Source organism: Stenotrophomonas maltophilia group sp. Smal13, assembly GCF_030236855.1.
GTDB classification, from domain to species: domain Bacteria; phylum Pseudomonadota; class Gammaproteobacteria; order Xanthomonadales; family Xanthomonadaceae; genus Stenotrophomonas; species Stenotrophomonas maltophilia_A.
This window is the reverse complement of the sequence record NZ_JASJSQ010000024.1, coordinates 23298-50249: the sequence shown is the minus strand read 5'-3', so window position 1 is coordinate 50249 and position 26952 is coordinate 23298. Positions and strand designations below refer to the sequence as shown.

Sequence of the window (26952 nt, the reverse complement as noted above, 5' to 3'; positions counted from 1 at the left end):
TGCAATGATCTGTAATGTTTCGCGTGGCGTGCTGCTGGCCGTGATGGCCGCCTCCGCAGGCGCCGCCAATGCGGCATCGACTTCGCCGGTGTCGCTGATGAGCGCGGGCGAGCAGGCCTCGCTGATCGAGAGCCGGTATTCCGCCGGCGGGGGCGCTCCGGTGGTTCCGGTGACGACCCGCTATTTCGCCAGTGATGAAGTGCTCATCAGCTGGGATGACCAGCAGGTGCTGATGCTGTGCAGGGAGGCGGTGTACCTGCAGATTCCTGCCGGCAAGGCAGGTGACGTTGCGCTGGCCGCTGAGCAGCGGCAGATGATTGCCTATCAGGCAATGATGTCCGGCCTGGGTTCGCTTGCGACCGTGGCCGAAGCGGCGGGGGATTCGGTGGTGGTGGCAGACGACGGTAGCGAGACCCGTCGCGCAGGTGAAAGCAGCTGGGCCTACGGGGTGGAACGCCATGACGTCACTACCCAGCGCATGGCCGATGGCGCGCTGCGGATCCGGGCGCGCAAGACCGAGACCGTGAACAAGGCCAAGCCTGCGGAGCCGGACGACATGTTCAGTACCGAAGACGACCAGGCGGCGCGACTGTCGGAGCTGGCGCCGGTCGGCAGCTGGACCGAGGTGGTGGTCCACGGCGGCCCGCGCCAGGCGCAGGTGGATCCGGCGATGTCGTTGAAGGGATGGATCTCGATGGGGGACGACCAGGCTGCGACCGTGGCTGAGGCGCGCAAGCTGCATGAGTGCAAGTGAGCTGAGCTGGGGTCAGAGCCCTTTGCCCGTGGCAAAGGGATCCGACCCCGAGACCCGTCGGCCTCATTGTTCTATTAATGTGTGCAATATTCACTTGCGCGCCAGATTGGCAGGTCTAGAATGCGCCCCATGAACCGGATGCCGCTCCTGAAGTTTTTCACCCTGACCCGCGCAAGCGCGGAACGGGCGTGTCTGCCTGGAGCCCCACGAGGCCGTTGAATCGGCCATCGCTGGACCTTCGACAGAGCGCCCTCCGGGGCGCTCTTTTCGTTTTCGTTTCTTGTGAGTCGACTAACAGTCGACTCTACCCAGTCGACCCTACCCAGTACCCAAGGAGAACGTGCCATGCACCAGATCGCCGAGACCGAACGCTAGCCGCGCACCCTGTCGCCAACCGGGGTGCGCGGCCCCCGAAGTTGGCTTTGCAGGAACCTTTCTCATGAACACCCAAGTCCTTTCCCGCCGTCGCAACCTCGGCATCATTGCCCACATCGACGCCGGCAAGACCACGCTGACCGAACGCCTGCTATGGAAAAGCGGCGAAATCCATCGCGTCGGCGAAGTGCACGACGGCAATGCGACCACCGATTTCTCGGCGATCGAGCGCGAACGTGGCATCACCATCGGCGCCGCCGCCGTGCAGGCGCAGTGGGCGCCGCGCGACCTGCCGCCGCATCGGCTGACCCTGATCGACACTCCCGGCCACATCGACTTCGCCATTGAAGTCGAGCGTTCGCTGCGCGTGCTCGACGGAGCCGTGGCTGTGTTTTCGGCCGTGGATGGCGTGCAGCCGCAGTCGGAAACCGTGTGGCGCCAGGCGCGTCGCCATCGCGTGCCGCTGATCGCGTTCGTCAACAAGATGGATCGCGTCGGCGCCTCGTTCGAGCGCGTGCTGGAGCAGCTGCAGGACAAGCTGAGGGCGCGGCCGTGGGCGCTCGGTGTGCCACTGGGCAGCGAAAGCGACTTCAACGGCTGGGTCGACCTTGTCGATGAGCGCGTGCTGCACTGGCAGGATGGTGCCGTAACCACGGTGACCCCGTGGGACGACGCGGCGCGCACCCTGTGGCAGCCGCAGCGCGACGCAATGGTCGAGGCCGTGGCCGACCACGACGAACTGCTGGCTGATGCCTGGCTGGAGGGTCGCGTGATCGATGCGGAACTGCTGCGCGCGGCGATCCGACGCGCGACGCTGGCCGGTGCAGGCGTGCCGGTGCTGGCCGGTGCCGCGTTCAAGGACAAGGGCATCGAGACGCTGCTGGATGCGGTGGTCGATTACCTGCCGTCGCCGCTGGATCGGCCTGCAGTCACCGCTGAAAGCGAGAGCGGCGAGGTGGTGCTGCCGCCGGATCCAGACGGTCCGCTGGCGGGCCTGCTGTTCAAGATCACTCACCAGCAGCACGGCGCATTGAGCTTCGTGCGGCTGTACTCGGGCACCTTGAAGGTCGGTGATGCCGTGGCCAGTTCGCAGCATCCGCAGGGTCGACGTGTCAGTCGCCTGGTGCGGGTGCAGGCCGACCAGACCCACGACATCGAACAGGCCGTGGCCGGTGACATCGTCGCGGTGCTGGGCTGGAAGGACGCGGTCAGCGGTGAAACGCTGAGTGGCCGTGCGCAGCCGCTGCGCCTGGAGAACATCCAGGCACAGGCGCCAGTGCTGGCCTGGCGGTTGGAGCCGGCGCGTGCGGCCGACCTGATCCGGATGGCGCAGGGCCTGGCCAGTCTGGCCCAGGAAGATCCCTCGTTCCGCGTCGAAACCGATCGCGACACGGCGGAAACCCTGGTCTGGGGCATGGGCGAGCTGCACCTGGAGGTGATGGTCGAGCGCCTGCGCAGCGAGTGGAAGGTCGAGGTGGGCGTAGGTTCGCCGCGCGTGGCCTACCAGGAGACACCGCTGCGAGCGATGACCGGCGTGGTGGGGCGGCTGGTCAAGCAGACCGGTGGTCAAGGCCAGTTCGCGCACGTGGTGCTGGATGTGTCGCCGCGCGAGGATGACCAGGTGGTGTTCAACGACCGCATCGTCGGTGGCGTGGTGCCGCGCAGCTTCATCGCCGCGGTGGAAAAGGGCGTGCGTGCCGCGCTGTCGGAAGGTCCGCAGGGCCATCCGGTGGTCGGTATCGAGGTCAGTCTTGTCGATGGCCAGACCCATGCCAAGGACTCGTCGGAGATGGCGTTCCACCGTGCCGGTGCCGAGGCGGTCAAGGCGGCACTGGCCGAAGGTGGCACGCAACTGCTGGAGCCGGTGATGGCGGTGACGGTGCATTCCCCGTCAGCGTCGGTGGGTGATGTGGTTGGCGACCTCAACCGCCGCCACGGCCGTATTGCCCGCATCGAGGACCAGGACGGTCGCGCCGAGGTCAGCGGCTTTGCGCCGCTGGCGCAGCTGGTGGGTTACACCACGTCGCTGCGGTCTCTCAGCCAGGGGCGGGCCAGCAGTGAGGCGCACCTGCATGGTTACGAGCCGGTACACGCTGCGTAAGGAAAGGCGAGGGGAGCCCGTGAGCGGGCTCCCTTTTTTTGTCGTCGGGAACGCCCATCCACGCATGGCGTGGATCTACCGGGTGATTGGGTTGCAGGCCCTGCAGTAGATCCACGCCATGCGTGGATGAATTCGCATCGACACAGGGATAATGCACTGCATCGCAACAAAACTGCAGAAAAAGCTGGATTAAAGTGATGCCTCACGATAAATTGCGCACCCCCCGTTGCTCGCCGCCGCCCGCACCCCTCTCATGCGTGATGACAAAGACCCCGGAACCCTGGAGCTGACCCTGCCGCGAAAGCGCGGTCGTCCGCCCAAGTTCGGGTACGCAATGAGTGACGCGCAGCGCGCAGCGCGCTACCGCGCGCGCCGGGCGGGGCAGGCCAACCACGCCGATGTGCGCTCCTGCTCGGACATGGTGCTGCTGGACAAGATCCGCGCTGCGGTGAGCGCGCGCGACACCGAGCTGGCCGGGTTCCTGGTCCACGTCCTCTGGCAGCGCTACCCCCTGCAGTTGAAATAGGCCGTCGGTGGGGTGGCCGTTGTCATCGAGCTTGTTGATAATGCGGGATTCAGGTTGTTCCCGCTGGCGCGCCCGGGATGGCAGGCGCGCATGATCGAACGGTTCCCAAGATGACGACCACCAGCGACACCACCACCGAAGCGGCGCCGAGCAGCGCCCCCCTGTTCTACACCCGTCCGGTGCCGCTGCAGGCCGATGTGCATGCCGATCTGCGCATCCTGCCGGGCAGGCTCGAGTTTGCCGCCGGCAACAACGCCATTCCGCTGGTGCTGGGCGAGTTCTCGCTGGCCCTGCACCACTTCCCGATCCTGTTCGCCGGCCCGACCGCCGTGCCGATGGCAGCCGTGGGCGTGTCCGACCAGAACCTGTTCATCAAGGACGGCCTGTGGGAAGACGAGGCCTATATCCCGGCCTACCTGCGTCGCCACCCCTTCATCTTCATCGACACCGGTGCAGACAACGACTTCCTGCTGGGCATCGACGAAGAGAGCGCGCGCGTGGTCAAGGGTGGTGACGAAGGCCAGCCGCTGTTCGTTGATGGCAAGGCCACCGACATGGTGCAGCAGGCGTTGGAGTTCTGCGGCCAGTACACCCGCGAGCACGAACAGACCCAGGCCTTCTCCAAGGCGCTGATCGACAACGGCCTGCTGGTCGAGCGCAACGCCACCGTCCGCACTCCGGATGGCCGCGAGTTCAATCTCAACGGCTTCCTGGTGGTGGACGTCGAGAAGTTCGTAGCGCTGCCGGAAGCGACCGTGGTCGAGTGGCACCGCAGCGGCTGGCTGGCGCTGATCCATCAGCACCTGATGTCGCTGGGTCGCTTCAATGACCTGACCCGTCGCCAGGTCGAGCGCCTGGCGGCCTGATCAGGCCGATGGTGCGGCTTCCGCCTTGCGGGAGCCGTGCCACTGCTGCAATCCCCGCAGCAGTCGCCGCGCCTCGACCCAGTCAGGCGCGGCCTCATGCCCCAGTTCCCACAGGTCGGCCGCCGTGCCGGCCTGATCCGTTGCCCGGCACATCTGCAGCGTTCCCTGCAGCCGGTGTGCATGATGGCGCAGTGTCGAGGTATTGGCGTCCTGCACGGCCTGTTCAATCCTGGCCAGTTCATGGGCAATGTCCGCAGCGTAATCCGGCGCGGCGCCAGGGGTGTCATCGGGCGCAGTGCCGTGCGCCGAGGGCGGCAGGTCCAGCGCCTGCAGCAGGCTCGCAACCTGCAGCGGCTTGATCAGGATGGCGTCGAAGCCGGCCCTTCGGCAGCGTGCCGCGTGCCGGCGCCCCATGCGGGCGGACAGGGCAATCACTCGCAGAGGTGCCTGTGCCTGCGCGCGCAGCTGCTGCGCCAGTGCATAGCCATCCGAGCCGCGAAGCCCGATATCCAGTACGACCGTGCCGCGCGGTCGTAGCGCATGCTCGGCCAATGCGGCGTCGGCATCGGCAACCGCGCGTACGTCGGCGCCCAGCCGACGCAGTTGCTCTGCAACGACATGCCGGCTGAGTGCATGATCTTCGACAAGGAGCAGGTCGATGCCGGTCAGTGGCGTCTGCTGCAGCGGCTCGATGGGCGGCTGATCGCCGTGAACGGCGCGGACCGGCAATCGCAGGGTGAAGCGGCTGCCGCGCCCATGCACGCTGTGTGCGGTCAGGTTGCCGCCCATGGCAACGGCCAGTTCGTGCGCAATCGTCAGACCCAGTCCGCTGCCGCCACGTCTCGGGCCCTCCTCGTTCTGCTGGAATGGTCGGAACAGAAGCGCCAGTTGAGCGGGTGCGATGCCGATGCCGCTGTCGATCACATCCAGCAACAGCTCCCGGGGAGACAGGGCGGGTTGTAGTTGCAGGCGCACCTCGATACCGCCGACATCGGTGAATTTCAATGCATTGCCCAGCAGGTTGTCGATAATCTGGCGCAGTCCATCAGCATCGAGCACAACCACCGGCGCTGGATCGGGCGCGCGATCCAACTGGAGTGACAGCCCTCTCCGCAGTGCCTCCGGCCGGATTGCTTCCAGTGCGCGGGCACAGAGTTGGCCGACGTCGCAGGGCGTGGGATGCGGCCTGAAGCTGCCGCTGGCAAGGCGCGAGAACGCCAGCGAGCGATCGAGCAGCCTGCGCAGCGAGTGGCCGGCGGCAAGGGCAGCCGCGAGCAGTTCACGCTGCCCCTTGGGCAGGTGTGACTGGCTCAGCAGGTCGATCGAAGCCAGTACTGTCTGCGCGGAATTGCGCACTTCATGGCTGATCATTCCCACCGCGCGCCCGAGGCGTTGTTCCGCGCGGCCGATTCGCCAGCGTAATGCCTGCCAGAGCACGGGCAGGCCGATGAGTGCCGCGGCCAGACACAGCAACCAGAGCAGGAGCGGGGAACGCACCCGATCCAGCGCGCTCTCGATGGATGTGGGCAGCATCTGCTGCGCCCACAACTCCAGCAGGCCTGCGTGCTCTTCGAGGGTGATGGCGCGCAGCGCCTGATCGATGCGCGCCAGCAGCTGCTGGTCCTCCCGGCGGACAAGCAGGTGCAGATCGGTGGAGAATCCGCTGTCGAACGGGTGCAATTGCAGGCTTCCCGTGAAGTGCTGCCGGATCATCGAGTGCAGCGTTGCTTCCAGGCCGATCGCAGCATCGGCGTTGCCGCTTTCAACAGCGGCCAGGGCCGCATGGCGGTCCGGGAGATGCAGGAGGCGGATCCGGGGGTGGTGGATCGTCAGCCAGTCGGCATAGGGGCCGCCGTCAACCACGGCCAGCAGCTGCGCCCTCACGCCGGTAATGTTACGGGGCGGGTGCTCGCCTTTACGCACAGCCAATACCGTCTTGCCGCCATGGAAGGCGCCGGAGGCCCTCAGGTCGGGACAGGGAAGCGGGTGATGCGAGGGGCTGCCCATGACCAGCACCAGGTCGGCCTCGTCCCGGCAGACGGCAGCGACCGCTGCGCTCGTGCTAGGGTAGTTGAGATCGCGGAAGCGCAGGCCGGAATGCCGAGCCACAAGCCTGGCATAGCCATGGGCGAGGGTGGGCAGTGCGCTTGAATCCGCCAGCGTTGGGGGGAGCGGTCGCAATGATGGCGCGGTGGCAACCCGCACTTCGCGGCCGGCGGACCATCTCCGCAACTGTGCATCCTCGGCCGATGCAGCCGGCAGCAGGATCAGGGCCAGCAACAACGTGCACGACGTGCGCAGACGGAGGCGAACGCGCCGCCTCATTGGAGCTCCAGCTGCTGCCGCAGTGCATAGATCTCCACGTCATTGCGCAACCCGAGCTTGCGCAGGGCGGCGACCTTCTGGGTGCTGACCGTCTTGACGCTGCGGTGGCGGCGCAGCGCGATCTCCGAGACAGTCAGGCCGGCCAGGAGCAGGTCCAGCACTTCGCGTTCATTGCGGCTGAGTTCCTCGCGGCACGCCGGGAACAGGCAATCAGCAGGGAGGCGGCACAGCCCCTGCGAGATGCGCACGATGGCATCAGACAGCATCTCCAGGGGCTCGGACTTGCTGACTACGCCGGAGATGCCGCTCGCCAGCAGGTGGTCGATGCGGGTGGTTGGCGTCAGCGTGGCGAAGGCGAGCAGGGGGATATGTGGAAAACACTTGCGCAGCAGGGGAACCAGCTCATCACTGCTGCGGTCGCCAGGCGCCAGGGTGAGATCGATGATGGCGACATCCACTGCCAACTGGCGCAGGCTGCCGATGAGCTCATCGCTGCGGGTGTGGCTGGCGACAATGCTGAAGCGGACGTCGCGGGACAGGTGCAGGGCGGTGCCGCGGCGGACGATTTCGTGATCGTCGAGGAGTGCCAGCCGCAGTCGGCGCGGTGCAGGATATCCATTCATGCGCAGGGAGGTGATCGGCGCCCGCAGGGCGTGGCGATCATTCTGGCGCCGCTGTCGCGTCGAGCATCGAACTTGTTGGAATTTTGCGATTATTCCTAAGAATCGATGCGTAAAGCCCATCAATTCAATGCCGCCGATTGATGAGGTGGATCGTCAGTACCCAATCAAGCGCTTCGGGGTACTTCGCTCGCGCTGCGCAGGTCGCGGGCCATTTCGCTGGTCGCAGCCCATCCGAGATCCGCATACAGTGGTTTCCCTTGGGTGGTAGCGTGCAGCACCGCGTAGGCCACCGCTCGTCCGGCGAATGCATGGTCGGCCAGTTTCATCAGTTGGCGGGCGATGCCGCGACGCCGATAGCCGGGCTCCACGTAGACATTGAGTACGTAGCCGCGCGTGTCCTGCTCTGGATGGGCGGGGTGGGGCGGCCAGTCGATCAGCATCAGGCCAATGCCTGCGATGGGTTGTCCATTGTCGGAAAGGACATGGCCGAAGTAGTCGCCTGACACCAGGCGCGGTTCGAGCCAGGTACGGAACGGGGCCGCCATCTGCTGAAGGATCTCTTCGCTCCGGCCGCTTTCACGGAACATCGCTTCTCGGTGAGCGCAGATGAGGTCGAGGTCGCACGGAAGGATCTGCCGGACTTCGAATCCATTCCAGGAGGTTGTGATGGCATCGTCCGCGGGGCTGTTCATCGATCGTGTATCCGTTCCGGCCTTGCTGGCCTGCCCAGCATCGTATCTGCAGGGCGCGTCGCGAGTGCACCACGTTGCAATGATTGATGATCGACTGATGCTCCAGGATGATCGACCCGGGCAGAAGGTGCCGCGTCATCGCACCGATTGCGGCACCCGCCTCAGCTTGCGGGTGTCGTAACCCATGGCCGCAATCCGCTCGACCGCCTGCTGGTAGTCACTGTCCGACACCTGCGGGGTGCGGGCCATGTACCAGACGTAATCGCGCTTGCTTCGTGCCACGATGGTCTGGCGGTAGCTTTCATCGAGCCAGGCGATCACGTACTCAGCCTGGATCGGCCAGATGAACTGCATGCCCCAGACCGCGCCGTTGCCTTCCTTCTCGACACGGCCGATGGGGTGCATGGACTTCTGTGGCGCTTCGAAGCTGCCTTTGCGGTACGTGAAGGTGGTCTGGATGCGTCCATCGGGGCGCAGGGCATAGCTCTCCACGGCGTCGAAGGCCTCGCGCTCAGGGCGCGACGGGATATGCGCGATTACGTACCAGTCGCCCATGAAGCGCGGTACATCCACCGACGGCGGACGCGGCAACGGGCGGGTGTCGCTGGAGTTGCAGCCGGAACCGAACAGGCCCACCGCGATCAGGGGGAGCAGCGGAAACATGCGCATCGGGCACCTCAGCGGGGTCGGAACAGATAGTGGGCCACCAGCCACTGCTGGCCGTCGTCGTAGCCGAACAGCTCGGCGCATGCCATCCAGAACATCCGCCAGCGCTGCCACCAGACCTTCGCTGCAGCCTGGCCATAGGTGGCGATCAATACCGGCATCACCCGCTCGCGGGCTGCATCCTGGTTGGCCAGCCAGTGGTCGGCCGTGCGCTGGTAATGGGTGCCGTCCAGCAACCACCGTTGCTCCAGGCGCAGGTCGCGCTGGAAATGCAGCAGTGTGTCGGCCGCCGGCATCAGTCCGCCGGTAAAGAAGTGGCGACCCATCCAGTTGTCGCCGCCGTCTGTCTCGAACGGATACATCAGTGTGCGATGGGCGAAGATGTGCACGAACAGTGCACCGTCCGGTTTCAGCCACCGTGCGATGCCTGCCAGCAGGCGCTGGTAGTTGCGTACGTGCTCGAACATCTCCACCGAGACACAGCGGTCGAACCGGGCCGTCGGCAGGTCAAGCTGGTTGACGTCGCGGGTCATCACCTCGACGTTGCCCAGGCCGCGCGTCTGGCACTGCGCCATGATGTACTGGCGTTGGCTGTGCGAGTTGGAGACGGCGGTGATATGCGCCTGCGGGTAACGTTCGGCCATCCACAGGGTCAATGAGCCCCAGCCGCAGCCCAGCTCAAGTATCTGCTGGCCATCGGCCAGTCCGGCGCGCTGGCCGTACAGTTCCAACATGGCGTCCTCGGCCTGGTCCAGCGTTTCGCGCCCGGTGGCGTAGTAGCAGCTGCTGTACTTCAGCCGCTCGCCCAGGCAGGCCTGGAAGAATGCCGCGGGAACTTCGTAGTGCTGGCGGTTGGCCGCTTCGGTATGCAGCGCGAGTGGGCTGTCGGCCAGCTCGGCGATGCGCCGGCTGAAGCGTGCCGATTGGCCTTCGATGCCGCCTTCGCTTTCCTCATGCAGGCGTTGCGCGCACAAGCGGCGGATGCCCGCACGCAGCGCCGCATCGGGCACCAGCCCGCGTTCGGCCCAGGCGATCAGCCCGGTTTCCGCATCTTCGGCCGGATTCAGTGAAGGGATCGCGCTCATGCGGAATGCTCCTTGGAAGAACGGGGGAACCAGGGAAAGAACATCGATGTGGTGCGCTGGTAGGCGCGGTAGTCGTTGCCTCGGCTGCGCAGCGCTTGCTTTTCAGTGAAGGGAATGCCTCTGAGATAGCGCAGGAACACGTACATCAGCAGCGGGCCGGCCCAGGCCAGCCACCACAGTGGCGAGCCGACCGCGAGCAGGACATAGCTGAACCAGTGCAGCCACTCGAAGAAGTAGTTGGGGTGGCGGGAGTAGCGCCACAGCCCCTCGCGGCAGGTGCGACCCTTGTTCGCTGGATTCGCGCGGAACCGGGCCAGTTGATGGTCGGCCAGGCTCTCGCCGCCGACGCTCAGCAGCCAGACGAGTGCGGCGGCCACGATCCACAACGTCGTGCTTGTCTGCGGATTGTCAGCCACCGCGACGAAGGGCAGGGCGAACAGCACGACCAGCAGCGCCTGGGCCATGAAGAAGCCGAAGATCTTGCCTTGATGCCCTTGCCAGTGCTCGCGCAGATAGCGGTAGCGGCCGTCTTCCTGTTCGTGGCGGACCCGGTGCCACAGGTGCAAGGCGAGTCGACTGCCCCACAGGCCACCGAGCACGCCGAGCGCCATCCGTGGCGCCGCCGCACCATCGCCGAGCCATGCCAGCAACAGGGCTGATGCGCCCACGCCCTTGGCCCAGAGCACATCGACCACGCCGATGTTGTGATGGCGGCGCTGCCAGGCCCAGCCCCAGCTCATCACAAGTACGGCATACAGCAGAACCCACAACAGATTGATCATGACGGTGCTCCTGCCAAGGGCGGCGGGAGGGTGCGGGAGCCGCGACGAGCGGCCATGCACAGCAGCGAAAGCGCGATGCTCCAGCCCACACCCAGCACCAGCAGGCCCTGCCACAGCGGCGCAGTGAAACGGACCGCCTCGAAACCGCGCGCTGCGGAGAGATACGCCAGCGGGGCCAGCAACAGGCCAAACAGGGCTGGCAGGGCAGGGTGGCGCAGCAGGAAGCGCATCGAATTGGTCAGCGTCATCGCAAACGCGGCCCACAACGCCATGATCCAAAGGGGCGGAGTCCAGCCCAGCGGGGCAGCAGCGTAGCGCACGGCGCCGCTGGCGGCGGCACTGGCGTCGACCAGCCACGCGCAGGCCAGCGCCAGCAGCATCAGCCGAAGGTCCAGCCGAGGGTGCGGTGAAGTCAGCAGCTGGCTGCCGATATAGATCGTTGCGGCCAGCAGCGCCGGCCACTGCCAGCCTCGCCCGGCGCCGGCCACGGCGCACAGCCAGACCAGCTGGTTGCCAAGCAGATTGGTCCAGAACCGGCGCATGTCAGCGGCTGTCGCCTGCAGCGAGGACGGGCCGGTGGTCCGGACGGGCCAGCAGCAGATGCGAGACGCCGATCGAACGTTCCAGGAAGCCGCCCTCGCAATAGGCCAGATAGAACTCCCACAACCGGCAGAAGTGCGCATCAAAGCCCTGCGCCTGCACCGCAGGCAGCTGGGCCAGGAAGCGCTGGCGCCAGGCGCGCAGGGTCAGTGCGTAGGAGTGGCCGAAGTCCTGCTGGGCGATCAGCTGCAGGTCGCTGGATCGGGTCTTGGCGGCCATGATCGCGTTGATCGATGGGATGAAGCTGCCCGGAAATACATAGCGCTTGATGTAGTCGACGCTGCGCCGGGCCTGTTCGTAGCGATGGTCCTCGATGGTGATGGCCTGCAGCAGGGCAACGCCATCCGGCTTGAGCAGGCGTTGCAGTGTAGCCATGTAGGTGTCCAGGTACTCGGCGCCGATCGCTTCGATCATCTCGATCGATACCAGCTTGTCGAACTGGCCCTGCAGGTCGCGGTAGTCCTGCATCAGCAGCGTGATCTGATCCTGCAGGCCCGCCGCCTCTACGCGCTGGGCGGCCAGCGCATGCTGTTCCGCGGAGATGGTGGTGGTGGTCACATGGCAGCCATAGTGCTGGGCGGCGTGTACCGCGAAACCGCCCCAGCCGGTGCCGATCTCCACCACGCGGTCGCCTGGCTTGAGTTGCAGCTGCTGGCAGATGCGGTCCAGCTTGCGCCGCGAGGCGGATTCCAATGGCTCGGATTCGCTGGCGAACATCGCCGACGAGTACATCAGGTCCGGCGACAGGAACAGGGCAAAGAAGTCGTTGCCCAGGTCATAGTGCGCGGCGATATTGCGGCGACTGCCTTCGCGGCTGTTGCGGCGCAGGCGGTTCCAGACCCGCAGCATCCCCCCACCCAAGCGGGCCGGGCCACGCTCCATGCCGTCGAGCAGATCGCGATTGCGCACCAGCAGCCGGATCAGTGCCACCAGATCATCGCAGTGCCACTCGCCCTGGATGTAGCTTTCACCTGCGCCCACGCTGCCTTGCGCAGCAACCTTGCGATAGAACGCCGGGTCTTCGATGGTGACGGTGACATGCAGTTCGCCGCGGGCATCGCCCAGCCAGACCTCGCCCAGTGCGTCGCGCACGCACAGGCGGCCGTCGCGCATCGGGGCCAGCTGGGCCAGCAGGCGGCGGCGCAGGAAGGCATCCAATGCGCCGGGGCGCGGCAGCGCGACCGAAGGAGTCATCGAGTTCATCGCGGTTTCTCGGCAAGGGTGGGGTGGTCGTGCAGGGGATTGCGTTTCAGCCACAGCCGCAACGCGTGCCAGTGGATGGCGGCCACCACCTGGGTGGTCATCAGTGGATAGCAGGCCAGGACGCGGGCCAACCCGCGGCCATCCAGGGTGTGCCGTTGCATGACCTGGGTGGCATCAAACTGGCGCGCGCCGTCGCGCCAGACCTGCATGTGCACGCGCAGATCCTCATCAGGGCGGTTGAACCGCCAGTCGTAATGGCAATCCATCGGCATGAACGGCGAGACATGGAAGCACTTGTCGAACCGCCAGCGCAGTGAGCTGCCTTCGTGCGTGGCGGTAGCGACCGGCAGCACATAGGCGTGCCGTTCCTTCCAGGGCGTGTTGGTGATCTCGGCGACAATGCAGTCCAGCGTGCTGCCGTCGGCCTGGTAGCAGTAGTAGAAACTGACCGGGTTGAACACGTGCCCGGCAAAGCGAAGATGGGTGAGCAGGCGCACCGGGCCGGTCGGCCGGTAGCCAAGCGTGTGGGCAGCGTGATCGCGGATGGCATCGGCCAGTGGCCGTGCGGGATCGCCGAAGTAGTCGCTGCGGCGGAACTCGGCCAGGTTGCGGCGATTGACCGACCACAACCAGCGCCCGGCGAACACCGTATCGAGTTCGTCCAGATCGAGCAGCAGCTGGGCGATGGGGTAACGGAAGGCATGCGGGCGCGGATGATGCCGGCGATGCATCACCTGCCCGATGTAGAGCGCGCTGGCACTCATGCCGCCACCTCATCCGAGGCGGATGCCAGCCGATGTGGAGCGCAGGCCTGCAGGGCATCGACCACGCGGCGGGCGCTGCGGATGCCATCCTCATGGAAGCCCCAGCCCCAATAGGCGCCTGCGAACCACGTATGGCGACGGCCCTGCAGTTCCGCCCAGCGCTGCTGTGCCCGCACCGCGGCGTGGTCGTGCACCGGGTGGGCATAGCGCAGCGTACGCAGTACTTTGGCTGGGTCGATTGCCTCGCTGCGGTTGAGGGTAACCACCAGGGGCGTATCGCCGGGCAGGCCCTGCAGCAGGTTCATGCAGTAGCTGACCGTGCAGGGCGCGGCGCGATCCTCTGGCACGTGCGCGTTCCATGCCGCCCATGCCTTGCGGTTGCGCGGCAGCAATGACGCATCGGTGTGAAGCACCGCTTCATTGGTTTGATAGCGGATGGCGCCGAGCACGCCGCGCTCGATGGGGTCGGCGTCGAGTAGCAGCGCCAGCGCCTGGTCGCTGTGGCAGGCCAGGATGACCTCATCGAAGCCTTCCACGCCGGCCGCGCTGTGCACGCGCGCGCCCCAGGGCATGCGCTCGACCGACTGCACCGGGCACTCCAGCCGCTCATGCACCCGCCAGCGGGCGCGCAGGGCATCGACATAGCGTGCCGATCCGCCGCTCACCACCCGCCAAGGCGCGCGCCCGCTCATCTGCAGCATCTGGTGGTTGGCCATGAACTGGGCCAGGTAGCGCGCCGGGAAGTCCTGCACGGTGGCGGTCGGTGAGGACCACAGTGCCGAGGCCATCGGCAGCAGGTGCTCGTCGATGAAGGCCTCGCCATAGCGCTGGCTGCGCAGGTACTCGCCGAGCGTGGGGCCGTCTTCCTCGGCCAGCAGCAACGGCGCATCCCGATAGAACCGGCGCAGGTCGGCCAGCATGCCCCAGAATCGAGGTGACACCAGGTTGCGGCGCTGGCAGAACAGGCCATCCAGCGAGGTGGCGTTGTACTCCACGCCGCTGCGCTCGCTGTGCATCGAGAAGCTCATCGTGGTCGGCTGCGAAGCCACACCCAGCTCGTCGAAGAGCGCGGTCAGCAGCGGATAGTGCTGGGGATTGAACACGATGAACCCGGTATCCACCGCCATGCGTGTCCCATCCACCTGCACGTCGTGCGTGTGGGTATGACCACCGAGGTAGTCGTTGGCCTCGAACAGCGTGACGTCGTGCTGGCCATCGAGCCACCAGGCACTGGCCAGCCCCGCGATACCCGAGCCGATGACGGCGATGCGCATGTCAGTACCTCGCCTTGGCCAGGACCCACTCGGGGATGGGCTTGAGACCTTTGACCAGGCCCAGGGCGGCCATCGCGCGCAGTCCGTACCAGGTCAAATCCACTTCCCACCAGCGGAAGCCCTGGCGGACAGTGCCGGGGAAGAAGTGGTGGTTGTTGTGCCAGCCTTCGCCGAAGGTGAGCAGCGCCAGCCAGAGGTTGTTGCGGCTGTCATCGCGTGTGTCGAAGCGGCGGCGGCCGAATCGATGCGCCAGCGAATTGATGGTGACCGTGGCATGGAACAGCACGATGGTGGAGATGAAGAAGCCCCACACAAGCAGCTGTGGGCCGGAGGTGTGCAGGCCCGGTGCCCAGCGCTCCAGCCCGGCGCCCAATGCATACAGCGCTGCGGCCAGCAGTACCGGTACGGCCGTATCGAAACGGTCCAGCCAGCGCAGTTCGGGGAAGCGCGCCAGGTCCGGTACCCGTGACAGATCGGTGGCGAACGCCTCGCGGGTCAGGAACCAACCCATGTGGCTGCGCCAGAAGCCGCCCTCGCGTGGCGAGTGCGGATCCAGCGGCTGGTCGGCATGCCGATGGTGATGGCGATGATGGGCGGCCCACCAAAGCGGCCCACGCTGCACGCTGGAGGCGCCGATGACAGCGAACACGAACTGCACCGGCCGCGATGCCTGGAAGGTCCGGTGCGAGAAATAGCGGTGATAGAACGCCGTGATGGCGAACATGCGCACCGCATAGAGCACTGCGGCGACGATCACCGCTGTCCATGAGATTCCGACCCAGAGCACAGCGATGCAGGCCAGGTGCATCAGTGCAAATGGCACGGCGCGCAACCAGTCGATGCGGCCGGGCTGTTCGCCGGTGGTCTCTGCGACGTTGCCGGTGTCGATCCAGCGCTGCAGCGTACGCAGCAGGCGCGAGCGTCGACGGGGGAGGGGCGCTACAGAGGCCATTGGGGGATCTCGGCGGGTGTCGTGTCTACCTGTACGCAGCAGCGCGTGCAATGGATGCGCTGCGACGCGAAGAATCTCGACTTCACCTGGGCGTCACGGCGCAGCGGTCGACCAGAGGACGCGTCCAGGCCTGCTGCCATTCCGCGGCAGTTTGCTCGGCAGCTGGCGAGCTGAAGCGCACCGTCACCTGCGGGTAGCTGCCGCGGGCATCGCGCAGGTTGCTGGTGCCGCGGAATTCCAGCAGGCGGCGGTCGGTGCTGGCATAGACCAGTGACAGACGCGGGGCGATGCCGCCGTACCAGGTGTCCAGACTGACGTCGATCGACTGCCCATCGATACCCTGCCACCGTACCGGACCGATGCGCCGCACCTGCACCGGGAAGTAGCGCTGCCGCCCCGGCACCAGAAAGGGCAGACTGATGCGTTCGCCGCGCAGCAGCGCCGGCCAGTGCAGGCGCACTGCGGCGTCGAACCCTGCATCGATCACCGCGTCCGGTGGCAGTTCAAGCCGGCGCTGACGCGGCTGGCTGGCGGCATCCTCCTTCCAGGCAATCGACACCGAGTCGCCAGTCGCGTCGACTTCGGCGGTCTGGCCGCTGCGGCGGTCCTGCAGCGAATAGCTCCGTGCCTGCGGGCGGGCGCTGGCGGGCAGATGCTTGCGGGCGAAGGGCCGGCCATCCGGGCACTGGTACAGCACCCAGCGTTCGGCACCCTCCGTTGCCTCGCGCCGCCAGTGCACTTCACGGTAGAGGATGTCGCCCTGCGCGGAGGTGGCCACACCCTCACTTCGCAGCCAGGGTGCCGCCAGCGCGGCATGGGGCAGGCACAGCAGCAGCCAGGCAGTGCGCATGGTGTTCATCCGGAAGGGTAGGTCTCTCAGGTCATACGGCGGGGGCGCCCGGTTGGATGCGCAGTGCCGACTGCATCCAATGGCTGCCCCTGCACGTACAGAGGACAGACCTTCACCCGCCCGCCGCGAACGCAGATGTACCCTGACGCCGCCAGCACACTCCTCAACTTCGATACCGCACGTACCGTGTCCAGTTCCCAGCAGCCGAGCAGCGAGCCGACGAACTGGGCCGGTGACATGGACGGCGTGGCGCGGCTGCGCGACCGCGAGTGTTTCATGCGGATCTACGACTACTTCATGCCGCGGCTGTGCGTGTACCTGCGCGGCCTGGGCGCACCCGATGCCGTAGCCGAGGAGCTGGCGCAGGAATGCCTGTTGCGCCTATGGCTGCGGGCCGCCGATTTCGATCCGGCACAGGGGGCGCTGAGTACGTGGCTGTATCGCATCGCCCGCAACCTGCATATCGATCGAGTGCGCCGCGAGCGCAGCTGGATGCAGGTGCAGGCAGCGGTGGAGGACGCGGCGACGCTGGATGTGATCGAGCGCAGCAGTGCCGAACAGTTCGCCGACCAGGCGCGTCTGCGCCAGCGCATCAACGAGCTGCCTGCGGTGCAGGCGCGGCTGGTGCGGATGTCCTATTTCGAGGCCAAGAGCCACAGCGAGATCGCCGAAGCGCTGCGCATGCCGCTGGGGACGGTCAAATCGCACCTGCGCCGTGCCTTCCTGCAACTGCAGGCGAAAGTGGGAGGTGTGCTGTGAATCCGCACCACCACCTGCACGAATCCACGCTGATGAGCTATGCCGCGGGTGCGCTGCCGGCGCCGTTGAGCATCGTGGCCGGTGCCCATCTGGAGCAGTGCTCGCATTGCCGTCAGCGCCTGCGCGATGCTGAGGCGATCGGTTCGGTGCTGCTGGAGCAGACCCAGCCGCCTGCAACCGACACGCGGCGCGAACAGTTGCGCGAGGCCATGCTGATGCAGCTGGCCACGGAAACGCCGATGGCCATGGCGGAATCCATGCGCCCTATGCCGAAGGAGCGGCCCGAGGCCGATCCCGATCATCTGCCGGCGTCACTGCATCCCTACTTTGGCACCTCGCTGGGTGACCTGCGCTGGCGCTGGATGGCGCCGGGGGTGCACTGCATCCGGGCCGAACAGATGCCCTCGCTGATCATGCTGAAGATCGCCCCCGGCAAGTGCCTGCCCATGCACAGCCATGGCCGCAGCGAGCTGACTCAGATCCTGCGCGGTTCCTACAACGACGCGCTGGGGCTGTTCGCGCCGGGTGACGTTGCGGATCTGGACGAGGAGGTGGAGCACCAGCCGGTGACCGCGCCGGGTGTGCCGTGCATCTGCGTGTCTGCGTTGGATGCGCCGTTGGTGTTCAGCGGTTGGCTGGCGCGGAAGATCCAGCGTTTCGTGAAACTGTGAGGCGGGTGCGCTGATGGTCGGGACGGGTGCATTGCGGATTCTGTTGACCGGTGCCGCAGGCCTGGTCGGGCAGGGCGTGGTGCTGGCCTGCCAGCGCTCACCGCAGGTCTCCCGCCTGACCGCGCTGGTCCGCCACCCGGGTAGTCTGCGCGGCACCGGCAGCGAACTGATTGTCCCGGACTTTCTGCGTATCCAGGAGCGGGTGGAGGAGCTTGCCGGGTTCGATGCATGCCTCTACTGCGCCGGTGCGCCACCGGTCGGCACCGCCGAGGCCGAGTACCGACGCGTTACCGTGGACACCACGCTGGCGGTGGCCCGTGCCTGGGCGGTCGCGAATCCCGAGGGATGCTTTCTGTATGTATCCGGTGCGGGTGCAGACCCTCAAAGCCGGCTGATGCCGCTGAGGGTCAAGGGCGAGACCGAAGTTGCTTTGCAGGCCCTGCCGGTGCGCTCGGTGATGCTGCGCCCGGGTGGCGTCAGGCCGGTCGCGGGAACCGGCACCCGTCATGCCCTGTTGAAGCCCTTGTACTGGGGCGGCGCGCCGTTGATGAAGCTGGCCGGTGCGATTGCGCCTTCGTTGATGACCAGCAATCTGGCCCTGGGCCAGGCGATGATTGCACTGGCCGCCAGGGAGCATCCGCCGGCCACGGTGGAGTGCGCGGACATCAACCGGATCGCCGCTGGCATGCGCGATCCGGCGTCCTGACCTCAGTGCGGCGTCGCCTCCAGCGCGGTGCGTACCGCCGCTGCAAGATCACTGCGGGTAAACGGCTTTGGCAGCAATGAAACGGCGCGTCCCTGGCTGCCCACCTGGTCGTGGTCGCGTGGATAGCCCGACGTGAACAGGACGGCGACTTCCGGCCAGCGTTCACGTACTTCGTGCACCAGTTCCCAGCCCGACATGCCGGGCATCACCACGTCCGAGAACAGCAGATCCACCTTGGTATCTGGGCGTTCCAGCAGCCGCAGTGCGGAGGGGCCGTCGTGGGCTTCCAGCACGCGGTAGCCGAGCAGCCGCAGTGCATCCACCGTGTGGGCGCGGACATCGTCATTGTCCTCGGCCACCAGAATGGTTTCCTCGCGCGGTGAGTAACCCGCCAGGCCGGTCTGTGGGGTGCGTGCTTCGCAGGGCAGGGACAGCGGAGAGCGCGGGAACATCATGGTGATGCTGGTACCGCCGCCTTCCACTGAGTCGATCAGCACGTGGCCACCGGACTGCTTGACGAAGCCATGCACCATCGACAGGCCAAGCCCGGTGCCGCGGCCAACCTGCTTGGTGGTGAAGAACGGCTCGAACACGCGCGCCAGGGTCGCCGCGTCCATGCCGTGGCCATTGTCGCGCACCCGCAACATCACGTACTCGCCCGGCGTTGCATCGGGAAACAGGGCGGCGTAGTCGTGGTCGAGGTGGCTGTTGTCGACTTCGATCACCAGCCGGCCGCCATGCGGCATCGCATCGCGGGCATTGACCGCCAGGTTCAGTACGGAGGCCTCCAGCTGGCTGATGTCGATCTCCACGCACCAGATGTCCTCGGCGTTGCGGATCTCCAGCTGCACCAGCTCACCCAGTGCGCGCTGCAGCATGTCGTGCATGTCCAGCAGGCGTTCGTTGAGGTTGGCGGCCTGGCTGTGCAGCGGCTGGCGACGGGCAAACGCCAGCAGGCGCTGGGTCAGGCTGGCGGCACGGCCGACGCCTTTCAGTGCATTGTCCAGTGCACGGCTGACCATTGCCCCGGGTTCTCCGGCGCGTTCATTGAGCAGCATGGCGTGCTCGACGTTGCCGGAGATGACCGTCAGGATGTTGTTGAAATCATGGGCGATGCCGCCGGTGAGCTGGCCGACCGCCTCGATCTTCTGCGACTGGCGCAGTGCGTGTTCTGCCTGAAGCCGCGCGGTGGTTTCGACCGCCTCGGAAACCACGGCGGTGACCACGCCTTCGGTATCCAGCAGCGGGCGGAACGAGAAGTCGAAGCTGCGCCGCCCGGTCGGGAGTTCCAGTTCCAGTGCATGCAGCGAACTGCGGCCCTGTACGGCTGCGGCGACGGCCTGGTCGATCAGCGCACTGATGCCATCGGTTGTGGCAAACCAGAGCGATTCGCCGAAGCGCGCGCCAACGGTGTCCTTCTTGTCCGCAAGCACCGCGGCCAGTGACGCGTCATTGGCATCAACCACGCGTCCGGACAGATCCAGCAGCACCTGATGCTGGAAGCTGGATTCGAAGATCGCCTGCAGGCGCCGCTTGCTGGCCCTCAACTCGGTGGTGCGTGCCTGCACCTGTCTCTCGAGAACCTGGTTGTCCTCGCGCAGCGCCAGTTCGGCCTGCTTCAACAGTGAAACATCGCTGCCCATGCAGATGTAGCCGACCACGCTGCCATCGGCCGCATGCTCCGGTACGCAGTCCATCTGCACGAATCGTGACTCGCCGCTGCGGTGGACCAGTTCGACCTGGAAACTGGTGCGCTCGCCCTGCAGTACCCGCTCCAGGCTGGGCAGGGCGTGCTCGAAGGCGGAAATGCCGCTGACATCCCGTGCCGCGCGACCCAGCAGTTCGGCCAGGGTGACGCCGTGCCAGTCCAGGAACGCCTTGTTCGCGAAGCGGTAGCGATGCGCCGTGTCGAGCTGGGCGATCAGCGCAGGGACGGCATTGGTTACCTGCTGCAACTGCGCCTGGCTGTCGTTCAGTGCGGCCTGCGCCTGCACAAGCTGGGTGCGTTCATGGGCCTCCTGCCGCGCACGACGGATCGCATCCGGCAGGCGTTGCAGGCGCTGCTTGACTACGTAATCGCGTGCGCCGCGGGTCAGTGCCTGCACCGCCAGTTCTTCGGTCAGCGTGCCGGAGACGAAGATGAAAGGGGTCTGCGGAATCCGCTCGCGTGCCAGTGCAAGGGCCGTATCGCCGTCGAATCCGGGCAGCACATGATCGGCCAGGATCACATCGAAGGCGCGATTCTCAATTGCCTCGATGAAGGCATTGCGGGTCCACAGGCGCTCGGCCTCGAAATCGAGGCCGGCACGCTGCAGCTGTGCGCTGATCAGCTCCGCATCAAGCGCGCTGTCCTCCAGCATGAGGATGCGCAGGCGCTCGCTGCGGCGCGATCCATCACGCATTGTGCTGCCCCGAGCCGTTGGGCCGATGCGGCGGGGGCTGGTTGGTGATGCCCCAGAACATGCCCAGCCCTTGGATGGCGTCGAAGAACTCCTTGAAGTCCACTGGCTTGACCACGAATGCGTTCACGCCCAGTTCGTAACTGCGCACGAGATCCTGTTCTTCGCGCGAAGAGGTCAGCATCACCACCGGGGTGCTGCTCAGCTGTGGGTCACCACGCACCTGTTCCAGCACTTCCAGGCCGTTCACCTTGGGCAGCTTCAGGTCCAGCAGCACCACCACCGGGCCGCCGTGCATGGCGCCGGCGAACTTGCCTTCGCAGCGCAGGTAATCCAGCGCCTCGGCACCATCGCGTACATGGATGACATCGTTCAGCAACTGGCAGCGCGACAACGCGGCCAGCGTCAGCTCGGCATCCTTGGGGCTGTCCTCCACCAGGAGGATCGGCCGCAGGTCCCTCATGGGTGATCTCCTGTGGAACGGGGTAGGGTGAAATGAATCGTGGCGCCCTTGCCGGGCTCGCCCTCGGCCCAGGTACGGCCGCCATGGCGGCCGATGATGCGGCGTACATTGGCCAGACCGATGCCGGTGCCTTCGAATTCTTCGACGTGATGCAGGCGCTGGAACACACCGAACAGCTTGTCCACGTAGCGCATATCGAAGCCGCAGCCGTTGTCCCGCACGAAAAAGTGGTCTTCGTCGACGTTGCGCTCGTGACCGACCTCGATAACGGCCTGCTCGCGCTCGCGGGTGAACTTGATCGCGTTGGCCAGCAGGTTCTGCCAGACCAGACGCAACATCGTCGGATCGGCCTCCACCTCCGGCAGCGGCGCCAGCGTCCATTGCACATCGCGTCCGGCGTAGTCCAAAGCCAGGCTCCGGTGCACATCTTCGGCCAGCGCCGCCATATCCAGCCGTACCCGGCCGAGCGTGGAACGGCCCATCTGCGAGAAGCTCAGCAGATCGTCCACCAGTGTCCCAGCGGATTTGGCCGACTCCACGATCGTATCCAGGAAGCGGCGCTCGGTATCGTTGAGGCGTTCGCCGGCCGAGCTGCCCAGCAGCTCCGAGTAACCGACGATGTGGCGGAACGGCGCGCGCAGGTCGTGGCTGACCGAATAGGAAAACGCTTCGAGTTCCTTGTTGCTGCGGACCAGCTGCTCGTTGAGCTCGGCCATTTCCTCGGCCTTGCGCAGCACGATATCGACGATGGCCGTGCGCATTTCGTGTGCGGCATCGCAGTCGGCGTCGGTCCACGGCAGGCTGCGTTGCTGTACGGTCTCTTTCCAGGCTTCGAATGAACTGCGCGGGGACAGTGCCACGCCGGGTGCCGCCGCTTTGCGTGGGTCGCCACCCCAACGCACGGTGCGCACCACTTCCGGGCGGAACCACATCAGATAGCTGTCGTGCAGCTGCGAAATGGACACCGCCAGTACGCCGCTGGCCACGTCGGACAGGCGCGCGCCGGGCGCCCAGTCGGCTGCCAGATGGTCACTGCAGTACGTTTCCTGCCCGGTCTGCTGGGTAGCCAGCCAATCAGCTAGGGCCAGCACGTCGCTGGCGGGTGGGCACTCACCCACGCGCATGCAGTCGCCCTTGTGCACGATGGCCGCACCGGCAGCGCCGGTCAGCGACAGCAGGCTGGCTTCATCGTGGCGCAGCGCAGCCATGAAATCCTCGTCGCCGGCCATGCGTGCCAGCAGCTTGACCAGCACCGAACGGCGCGCCACGCGCTCTTCGATGGCGCGTGCACGCTCCTTCAGGGCGATCTGCAGTGACAGGATCTGGCCCATGAACTCGCAGGCAGTGCGCACGTGGTAGGGCAGGCGGCGTGGCTGCACCGTGTGGCAGGACACCAGACCCCACAGCTGGCCCTCGTGCACCAGTGACACCGACATCGACGCGCCAGTGCCCATGTTGCGCATGTACTGCAGGTGCACGGGCGAAACGCTGCGCAGCACGGCCAGGCTCAGGTCGGTAGCCGGCGCGTCGCGATGGTCCTCGGCCCGCATCAGCGGGGTAGGGGTATAGCTGTTGTCCGCGATCAGGCGCACCCGATTGCGGCGGTACAGCTCGCGGGCCTGCGCAGGAATGTCCGACTCGGGGAAGCGCAGGTCCAGGTAGGACGGCAACAGGCCGTTGCCATCCTCGGCGACCACGATGCCGTTCCAGCCGGGATCGAACTGGTAGACCAGGGTGCGATCGAAGCCGGTCAGCCGGCGCATGTGCGCGGCCGCCAGTTGGCACAGATCTTCCACGGTGGTGGCCGATTCGATGCCGTTCATCAGTTCGCGGATCGACGGATACAATTCTTCCAGCGAACCCGGCTGGCCGGGAACCGGTGCCTCCAGCTCGATCAGTAGATCGGTGGCGGAGCGATGCACCAACAATTGATGGCGGCCGTGGCCATCCAGGTGCACGGCGCCGACATGCGCGCTGCTGCCCACCGTGGCCTGCTGGAACAGCGCCTGGAAGGGCGCCAGCACGCCGCCCAGTACCTCGCTGACATGCTGCATCAACGGTTCGCCGAACTGCTGCAGCAGCCCGGGATGACTGACGGCGCGCTCGCGCACCCGCAGGGACTGCGGTTCAACGACCAGAAGCACGCCGTAGGGCTGGATCGCACCGGGCGTATGAATCGGTTCGCGCGCACAACGGGACTGGGCAGTGTCGTGCGTGGACTCGGCAGAAGGCATCAAAGGCGGGACTCAAGATTCGTGGATGGCTGGAATGGCCCAGCGTTGCATCCGGCATGCACGGATGGTGACGCAAAATCGTGCATTCGCATACCAGCACGTGCGTGTGAAGAACGTTTCATTCAAACCTGAATTCTTCATCTGAGCATTCCAACAGCACTTGCATGTTTCGCGAAAGGTACATGTGCGCTGCACGCGCGCTCGACACCCACTTGCCTAGGGTGAACGCACATTCCTGAGTGACTACGCCCCGTGAACCTGCAGACCTTGCTTTCAACGCCATACCGCATGCTTGCCGACAGCTGCCAGTTTGAGCTGCTGGATGTGGATGCCCTGCAGGATCCGGCCAGCGGGCGCCTGCTCCACCTGTACTCGCTGGTTGCGCGGTGCATGAGCTGCGACACGGTGTTCAAGGCGGAGGAAGGGCAGGGGTTGGTCAGCCACACCGCCGCGCGGGTGGTGCGATGCCCAACGGGCTGTGGCCAGCAGGCGTTCAAGCCGGCGTTGCTGCGTGCATGGCAGCCGCAGCGCGTCGCGCAGGCCTGAGAGCACTGATACGGGGTCACAGCACCCCGGGATTGGCGCGCCACACCGCGAAGTTCAGCGCCGAGGCGAACGATATCCAGGCCAGGTAAGGCAGCAGCATCACCGCCGCACCGCGATGGAGGCGGGCGAATGCAACGATCGTTGCGCACACCAGCGCGATCAGTATCAGGATGTCGACGAAGGCCAGCGCGCCCAGCTTCCAGCCGAAGAACAGCCAGCTCCAGAGGGCATTGACGGCCAGCTGCACCAGATAGAGCACCAGGGCCGGTTGCGCGTTGCGCCAGCCGCGTTCGCGCCAGACCAGCCACGCCGCAATGGCCATCATGGCGTAGAGCAGGCTCCATACCGGGCCAAACACGCTGGCAGGCGGTGCCCAGGCGGGCAGGTTGAGGGTGGCGTAGAAGCTGGCGGCGGAGGCCGATGCCCATGCGCCGACTGCGGCCGCCGCAAAGGTGACCACGCCCCATCCCAGAAGACCCAGAGCCTGTGAACGCCGCTTCATTCCGTACCGCTCCATCCTGCGTTTACCGCTCATACGAACGGAAGCGGCAAATGGATGCAACCCGGGGCGATCAGTCTGAAGAACCCGCGGCGCTTTCACCTTCGGCAGCCGGCAACAGCGAAGGGCGCTGATCGAACCATTCACGCGCCTTGGCCAGATGCCACTGGCGCTGTTCGCCATCAAGCTCGATGCCCGCGCCCAGCAGCCCCCAGCGGAGGTAGAGATCGCCACGCTTGCGCCGCTCCAGCAGATCCAGCCGCGCACGAACCGACAGGCGATCATTCTCGGCCTGCAGTCCGTCGATCAGCAGATGACCCGGGCGCCAGCGCAACGTGGCCTGTGCATCGACCTGGCCGGAATCCAGCAGGGACAGCGTCCAGCGCGGGTAGTCGGTGCGCTTGGCGAACACGGCCAGCAAGGGGCGTGCATCGCTCAGGGTCAGATCGGTGGTAGCGTCCACCTGGAACGGGGACTGCGCGTCGATGCGGCCTCGTTTGAAGGCGGCGCGGCCCTTCCACGCCGTGGTGCGCTCGCTGCCGGCCACCTGCACATTGCGCAGCTCCACGGTGGTGCCGGACAGATCGAAATGACGCTGGTTGAAGTCACCGCGGCGAAGCGTCGCGTTCACGTCGACATCGCCGCCCATGTCCAGGCCCGCCACCTTGGCGCTGGCATTGCGACCCAGCAGCCGCGCGGTGCCGTGACCGACGCGGCCATCGGTGTCGAGCGTGGCGTCGCCGCTGAGGCGGCCGGTGCCACGCAGCAGTCGCACCTGTTGGGAACCAAGGTAGCGGTTGTAGGCGGCCAGGTCCGGGATGGTCGCTTGGCTGAAGCGCAACCGCGCACGAACGCCCTTGCGCAGTTCCTGCAGGCGGCCATCGCCGGTGAGGTCCACGGCCAGGTCGCGACCGTCGAACAGGCGTACATCCTTCGCATCGCTTGGGCGAGCGGTGAAGCGGGGCAGCCGGATCGCCAACTGTGCCTGAGTGGGGCTGCCGGCCTTCAGCTCGCCATGCGCACTGGCCGTGCCGGCCAGCCGCACGCCAGCGACCTCGGCCACGGCGGCAGCCGAAGGGATGTCCACGGTACTGCCTTCGATCAGTTCGCCATTGCGCAGGCGCAGATCTGCTTTCAGGGTGCCGCCGCCATCCAGCTGCAGCCACGGCTTGCGCACGAACAGGGCAGGGATCCAGTTGAGCGAGGTGAAGGCCCATTCGCCACGCACAGTGCCGGAGCTGCGCTCCAGCAGCTGGGCAGGGTGCTGGAAGGGAATCTCGCGCCCGGTGATGTGCAGGTCGGCATCGATGCCGGCGGCCGAATCCGGACGTGGCGGCAGGCGGGCCTGCAGGCGCAGGTCGTTGGCCACATTGAGCCGCAGGGCCAGCACGCCGCGATTGGGCGCGCCATCGCCGAGGAAGAGCGGCACCTGCCAGAGCGCGCGGTCACCGGGTTGCAGTTGGCCGTCGATCATGTGAACTGCCAGTTGCAGGCGGCCGGGCACCGGCGAGCTGGAGATGCGCGGCGTCTGCGCGTCCGTATCCATGCGCAGGCCCTGGCTGCGCGCGTCCACCTCAAGTTGCGCATGCAGCAGTTTCAACTTGGCCAGGCCGGGCGCCTGGTCGCGATAGTGGCGCGGATAGCTGAAGCGCGCGGTCAGATCCATGTCGCCCAGCAGCTGCACGCCGTCATAGCTGGTGTCTGCCTTGCTGAACGAGACCTCGGAATCGAACAGTTCGGACGGGCCGCCGCGCAGCTGCTTGAGGAACCCGACCGTGCCCTGGCCCTTGCCGATGATCAGCAGCTTGCCGAGCCGGGCACTGCGAATGCTGTCGCTGTGGATGGCGTCGAAGCGCAGGGTCCAGCCCTGGTCGCTACGCGGCGGTGACGGAATGGCGTCCTCGACGCGACTGATCTCGGCCGACACGCCAGTGGCCTGCAATCGCGGAACCCGCACTTCTCGGCGGAACAGGGGCAGGACCGCCAAGCGAGCGCTGGCATGCTCGGCGTGCAGTACGTAGACGGTATGGTTGACGTGCCCGCGCATGTGCACGTTCCAGGCAATGACGTGGCCCGGCAGCAGCGTGATGGCCGGGCCGGTCGTCATCACGAACTTGTGCGGCTTGCGGTTGGTGACCTGGTCGAACAGCGGGGTGTTGAGGAAGATGTTGCCGGCGAGCAGGTAGGCAGCGTACACGACAAGCAGAATGCGCACCGTGAGGCGCGCATGGCGAGGC

General features: G+C 66.3%; 25 protein-coding genes. 8 read left to right on the top strand and 17 right to left on the bottom strand.

Translation table 11 applies throughout. The features are described 5' to 3' along the window. The first annotated feature begins 4 nt into the window (after positions 1-4). The 4 genes from QRO95_RS10610 (at position 5) to QRO95_RS10595 (ending at position 4622) form a co-directional block, all read left to right on the top strand. Positions 5-754, top strand: coding sequence for a hypothetical protein (locus QRO95_RS10610; RefSeq protein WP_164079842.1), 750 nt, complete (start codon positions 5-7; stop codon positions 752-754). A gap of 439 nt (positions 755-1193) precedes the next feature. Then, the gene (gene fusA, locus QRO95_RS10605; RefSeq protein ID WP_285302511.1) at positions 1194-3230 is read left to right on the top strand and encodes an elongation factor G; all 2037 of its coding nucleotides are present in this window, start codon (positions 1194-1196) and stop codon (positions 3228-3230) included. Between the two features lie 253 nt (positions 3231-3483). Continuing rightward, positions 3484-3756: a hypothetical protein gene (locus QRO95_RS10600; protein ID WP_005409616.1), complete on the top strand. Its 273-nt coding sequence runs from the start codon at positions 3484-3486 to the stop codon at positions 3754-3756. A 110-nt stretch (positions 3757-3866) separates the two neighbouring features. Continuing rightward, the gene (locus QRO95_RS10595) at positions 3867-4622 is read left to right on the top strand and encodes a SapC family protein (RefSeq protein WP_032127340.1); all 756 of its coding nucleotides are present in this window, start codon (positions 3867-3869) and stop codon (positions 4620-4622) included. On the opposite strand, the gene QRO95_RS10590 is transcribed toward QRO95_RS10595, so the two are convergent. The 12 genes from QRO95_RS10590 to QRO95_RS10535 all read right to left on the bottom strand — a co-directional run bounded on the left by QRO95_RS10590 (position 4623) and on the right by QRO95_RS10535 (position 16438). Beyond that, a complete protein-coding gene (locus QRO95_RS10590) occupies positions 4623-6947 on the bottom strand; it encodes an ATP-binding protein (protein ID WP_285302510.1) in 2325 nt (774 codons plus the stop codon). Then, a complete protein-coding gene (locus QRO95_RS10585; RefSeq protein ID WP_235202836.1) occupies positions 6944-7690 on the bottom strand; it encodes a response regulator transcription factor in 747 nt (248 codons plus the stop codon). The genes QRO95_RS10590 and QRO95_RS10585 overlap by 4 nt, the downstream gene beginning before the upstream one ends. A gap of 44 nt (positions 7691-7734) precedes the next feature. Beyond that, positions 7735-8262, bottom strand: a complete 528-nt coding sequence (locus QRO95_RS10580; protein WP_032127338.1) for a GNAT family N-acetyltransferase — start codon at positions 8260-8262, stop codon at positions 7735-7737. Positions 8263-8397: 135 nt separating this feature from the next. Beyond that, positions 8398-8931 (bottom strand): lipocalin family protein, encoded by a 534-nt coding sequence (locus QRO95_RS10575; protein WP_032127337.1) that lies wholly within the window; start codon positions 8929-8931, stop codon positions 8398-8400. Between the two features lie 8 nt (positions 8932-8939). Beyond that, positions 8940-10013, bottom strand: coding sequence for a cyclopropane-fatty-acyl-phospholipid synthase family protein (locus QRO95_RS10570; RefSeq protein ID WP_285302509.1), 1074 nt, complete (start codon positions 10011-10013; stop codon positions 8940-8942). Further along, positions 10010-10795: a DUF1295 domain-containing protein gene (locus QRO95_RS10565; protein WP_285302508.1), complete on the bottom strand. Its 786-nt coding sequence runs from the start codon at positions 10793-10795 to the stop codon at positions 10010-10012. Before QRO95_RS10565 ends, QRO95_RS10570 begins: the two co-directional genes overlap by 4 nt. Beyond that, positions 10792-11337 carry a DUF2878 domain-containing protein gene (locus QRO95_RS10560; protein WP_049399330.1) on the bottom strand — a complete coding sequence of 182 codons (546 nt, stop codon included), beginning with the start codon at positions 11335-11337 and terminating at the stop codon, positions 10792-10794. The genes QRO95_RS10565 and QRO95_RS10560 overlap by 4 nt, the downstream gene beginning before the upstream one ends. 1 nt (position 11338) lies before the next feature. Then, on the bottom strand, positions 11339-12598 hold the full coding sequence (locus QRO95_RS10555; protein WP_285302507.1) for a cyclopropane-fatty-acyl-phospholipid synthase family protein: 1260 nt from the start codon (positions 12596-12598) through the stop codon (positions 11339-11341). After that, on the bottom strand, positions 12595-13362 hold the full coding sequence (locus QRO95_RS10550; protein ID WP_285302506.1) for a DUF1365 domain-containing protein: 768 nt from the start codon (positions 13360-13362) through the stop codon (positions 12595-12597). The genes QRO95_RS10555 and QRO95_RS10550 overlap by 4 nt, the downstream gene beginning before the upstream one ends. Further along, positions 13359-14636 carry an NAD(P)/FAD-dependent oxidoreductase gene (locus tag QRO95_RS10545; protein WP_285302505.1) on the bottom strand — a complete coding sequence of 426 codons (1278 nt, stop codon included), beginning with the start codon at positions 14634-14636 and terminating at the stop codon, positions 13359-13361. Before QRO95_RS10545 ends, QRO95_RS10550 begins: the two co-directional genes overlap by 4 nt. Position 14637: 1 nt before the next feature. Next, positions 14638-15588 carry an acyl-CoA desaturase gene (locus QRO95_RS10540; protein WP_032127330.1) on the bottom strand — a complete coding sequence of 317 codons (951 nt, stop codon included), beginning with the start codon at positions 15586-15588 and terminating at the stop codon, positions 14638-14640. 82 nt (positions 15589-15670) lie between these two features. Further along, positions 15671-16438, bottom strand: a complete 768-nt coding sequence (locus QRO95_RS10535) for a hypothetical protein (RefSeq protein ID WP_285302504.1) — start codon at positions 16436-16438, stop codon at positions 15671-15673. A gap of 135 nt (positions 16439-16573) precedes the next feature. Here QRO95_RS10535 and QRO95_RS10530 point away from each other — a divergent pair, with 135 nt between their 5' ends. From QRO95_RS10530 to QRO95_RS10520, 3 genes are read left to right on the top strand one after another with little or no spacing between them, the layout of a single operon-like run. After that, positions 16574-17197, top strand: coding sequence for a sigma-70 family RNA polymerase sigma factor (locus tag QRO95_RS10530; protein WP_285302503.1), 624 nt, complete (start codon positions 16574-16576; stop codon positions 17195-17197). Then, the gene (locus tag QRO95_RS10525) at positions 17194-17868 is read left to right on the top strand and encodes a ChrR family anti-sigma-E factor (protein ID WP_285302502.1); all 675 of its coding nucleotides are present in this window, start codon (positions 17194-17196) and stop codon (positions 17866-17868) included. Before QRO95_RS10530 ends, QRO95_RS10525 begins: the two co-directional genes overlap by 4 nt. Before the next feature lie 13 nt (positions 17869-17881). Then, positions 17882-18574, top strand: coding sequence for an oxidoreductase (locus QRO95_RS10520; protein ID WP_285302501.1), 693 nt, complete (start codon positions 17882-17884; stop codon positions 18572-18574). Between the two features lie 2 nt (positions 18575-18576). Here QRO95_RS10520 and QRO95_RS10515 read toward each other — a convergent pair whose 3' ends face one another. Genes QRO95_RS10515 through QRO95_RS10505 form a run of 3 tightly spaced genes read right to left on the bottom strand, consistent with a single transcriptional unit; the run spans position 18577 to position 23670 of the window. Continuing rightward, entirely contained in the window at positions 18577-20976 is a 2400-nt protein-coding gene (locus QRO95_RS10515; RefSeq protein WP_285302500.1) for a response regulator, read from the bottom strand. Continuing rightward, entirely contained in the window at positions 20969-21436 is a 468-nt protein-coding gene (locus QRO95_RS10510) for a response regulator (protein ID WP_032127326.1), read from the bottom strand. The genes QRO95_RS10515 and QRO95_RS10510 overlap by 8 nt, the downstream gene beginning before the upstream one ends. Further along, positions 21433-23670: an ATP-binding protein gene (locus QRO95_RS10505; protein ID WP_197615499.1), complete on the bottom strand. Its 2238-nt coding sequence runs from the start codon at positions 23668-23670 to the stop codon at positions 21433-21435. Before QRO95_RS10505 ends, QRO95_RS10510 begins: the two co-directional genes overlap by 4 nt. 252 nt (positions 23671-23922) lie before the next feature. Here QRO95_RS10505 and QRO95_RS10500 point away from each other — a divergent pair, with 252 nt between their 5' ends. Further along, positions 23923-24216, top strand: a complete 294-nt coding sequence (locus QRO95_RS10500) for a hypothetical protein (protein ID WP_121503249.1) — start codon at positions 23923-23925, stop codon at positions 24214-24216. A gap of 16 nt (positions 24217-24232) precedes the next feature. Here QRO95_RS10500 and QRO95_RS10495 read toward each other — a convergent pair whose 3' ends face one another. Beyond that, positions 24233-24718 (bottom strand): TspO/MBR family protein, encoded by a 486-nt coding sequence (locus tag QRO95_RS10495; RefSeq protein WP_182267802.1) that lies wholly within the window; start codon positions 24716-24718, stop codon positions 24233-24235. Between the two features lie 70 nt (positions 24719-24788). Beyond that, a complete protein-coding gene (locus QRO95_RS10490) occupies positions 24789-26930 on the bottom strand; it encodes a hypothetical protein (protein ID WP_285302499.1) in 2142 nt (713 codons plus the stop codon). Between the last annotated feature and the right edge of the window lie 22 nt (positions 26931-26952).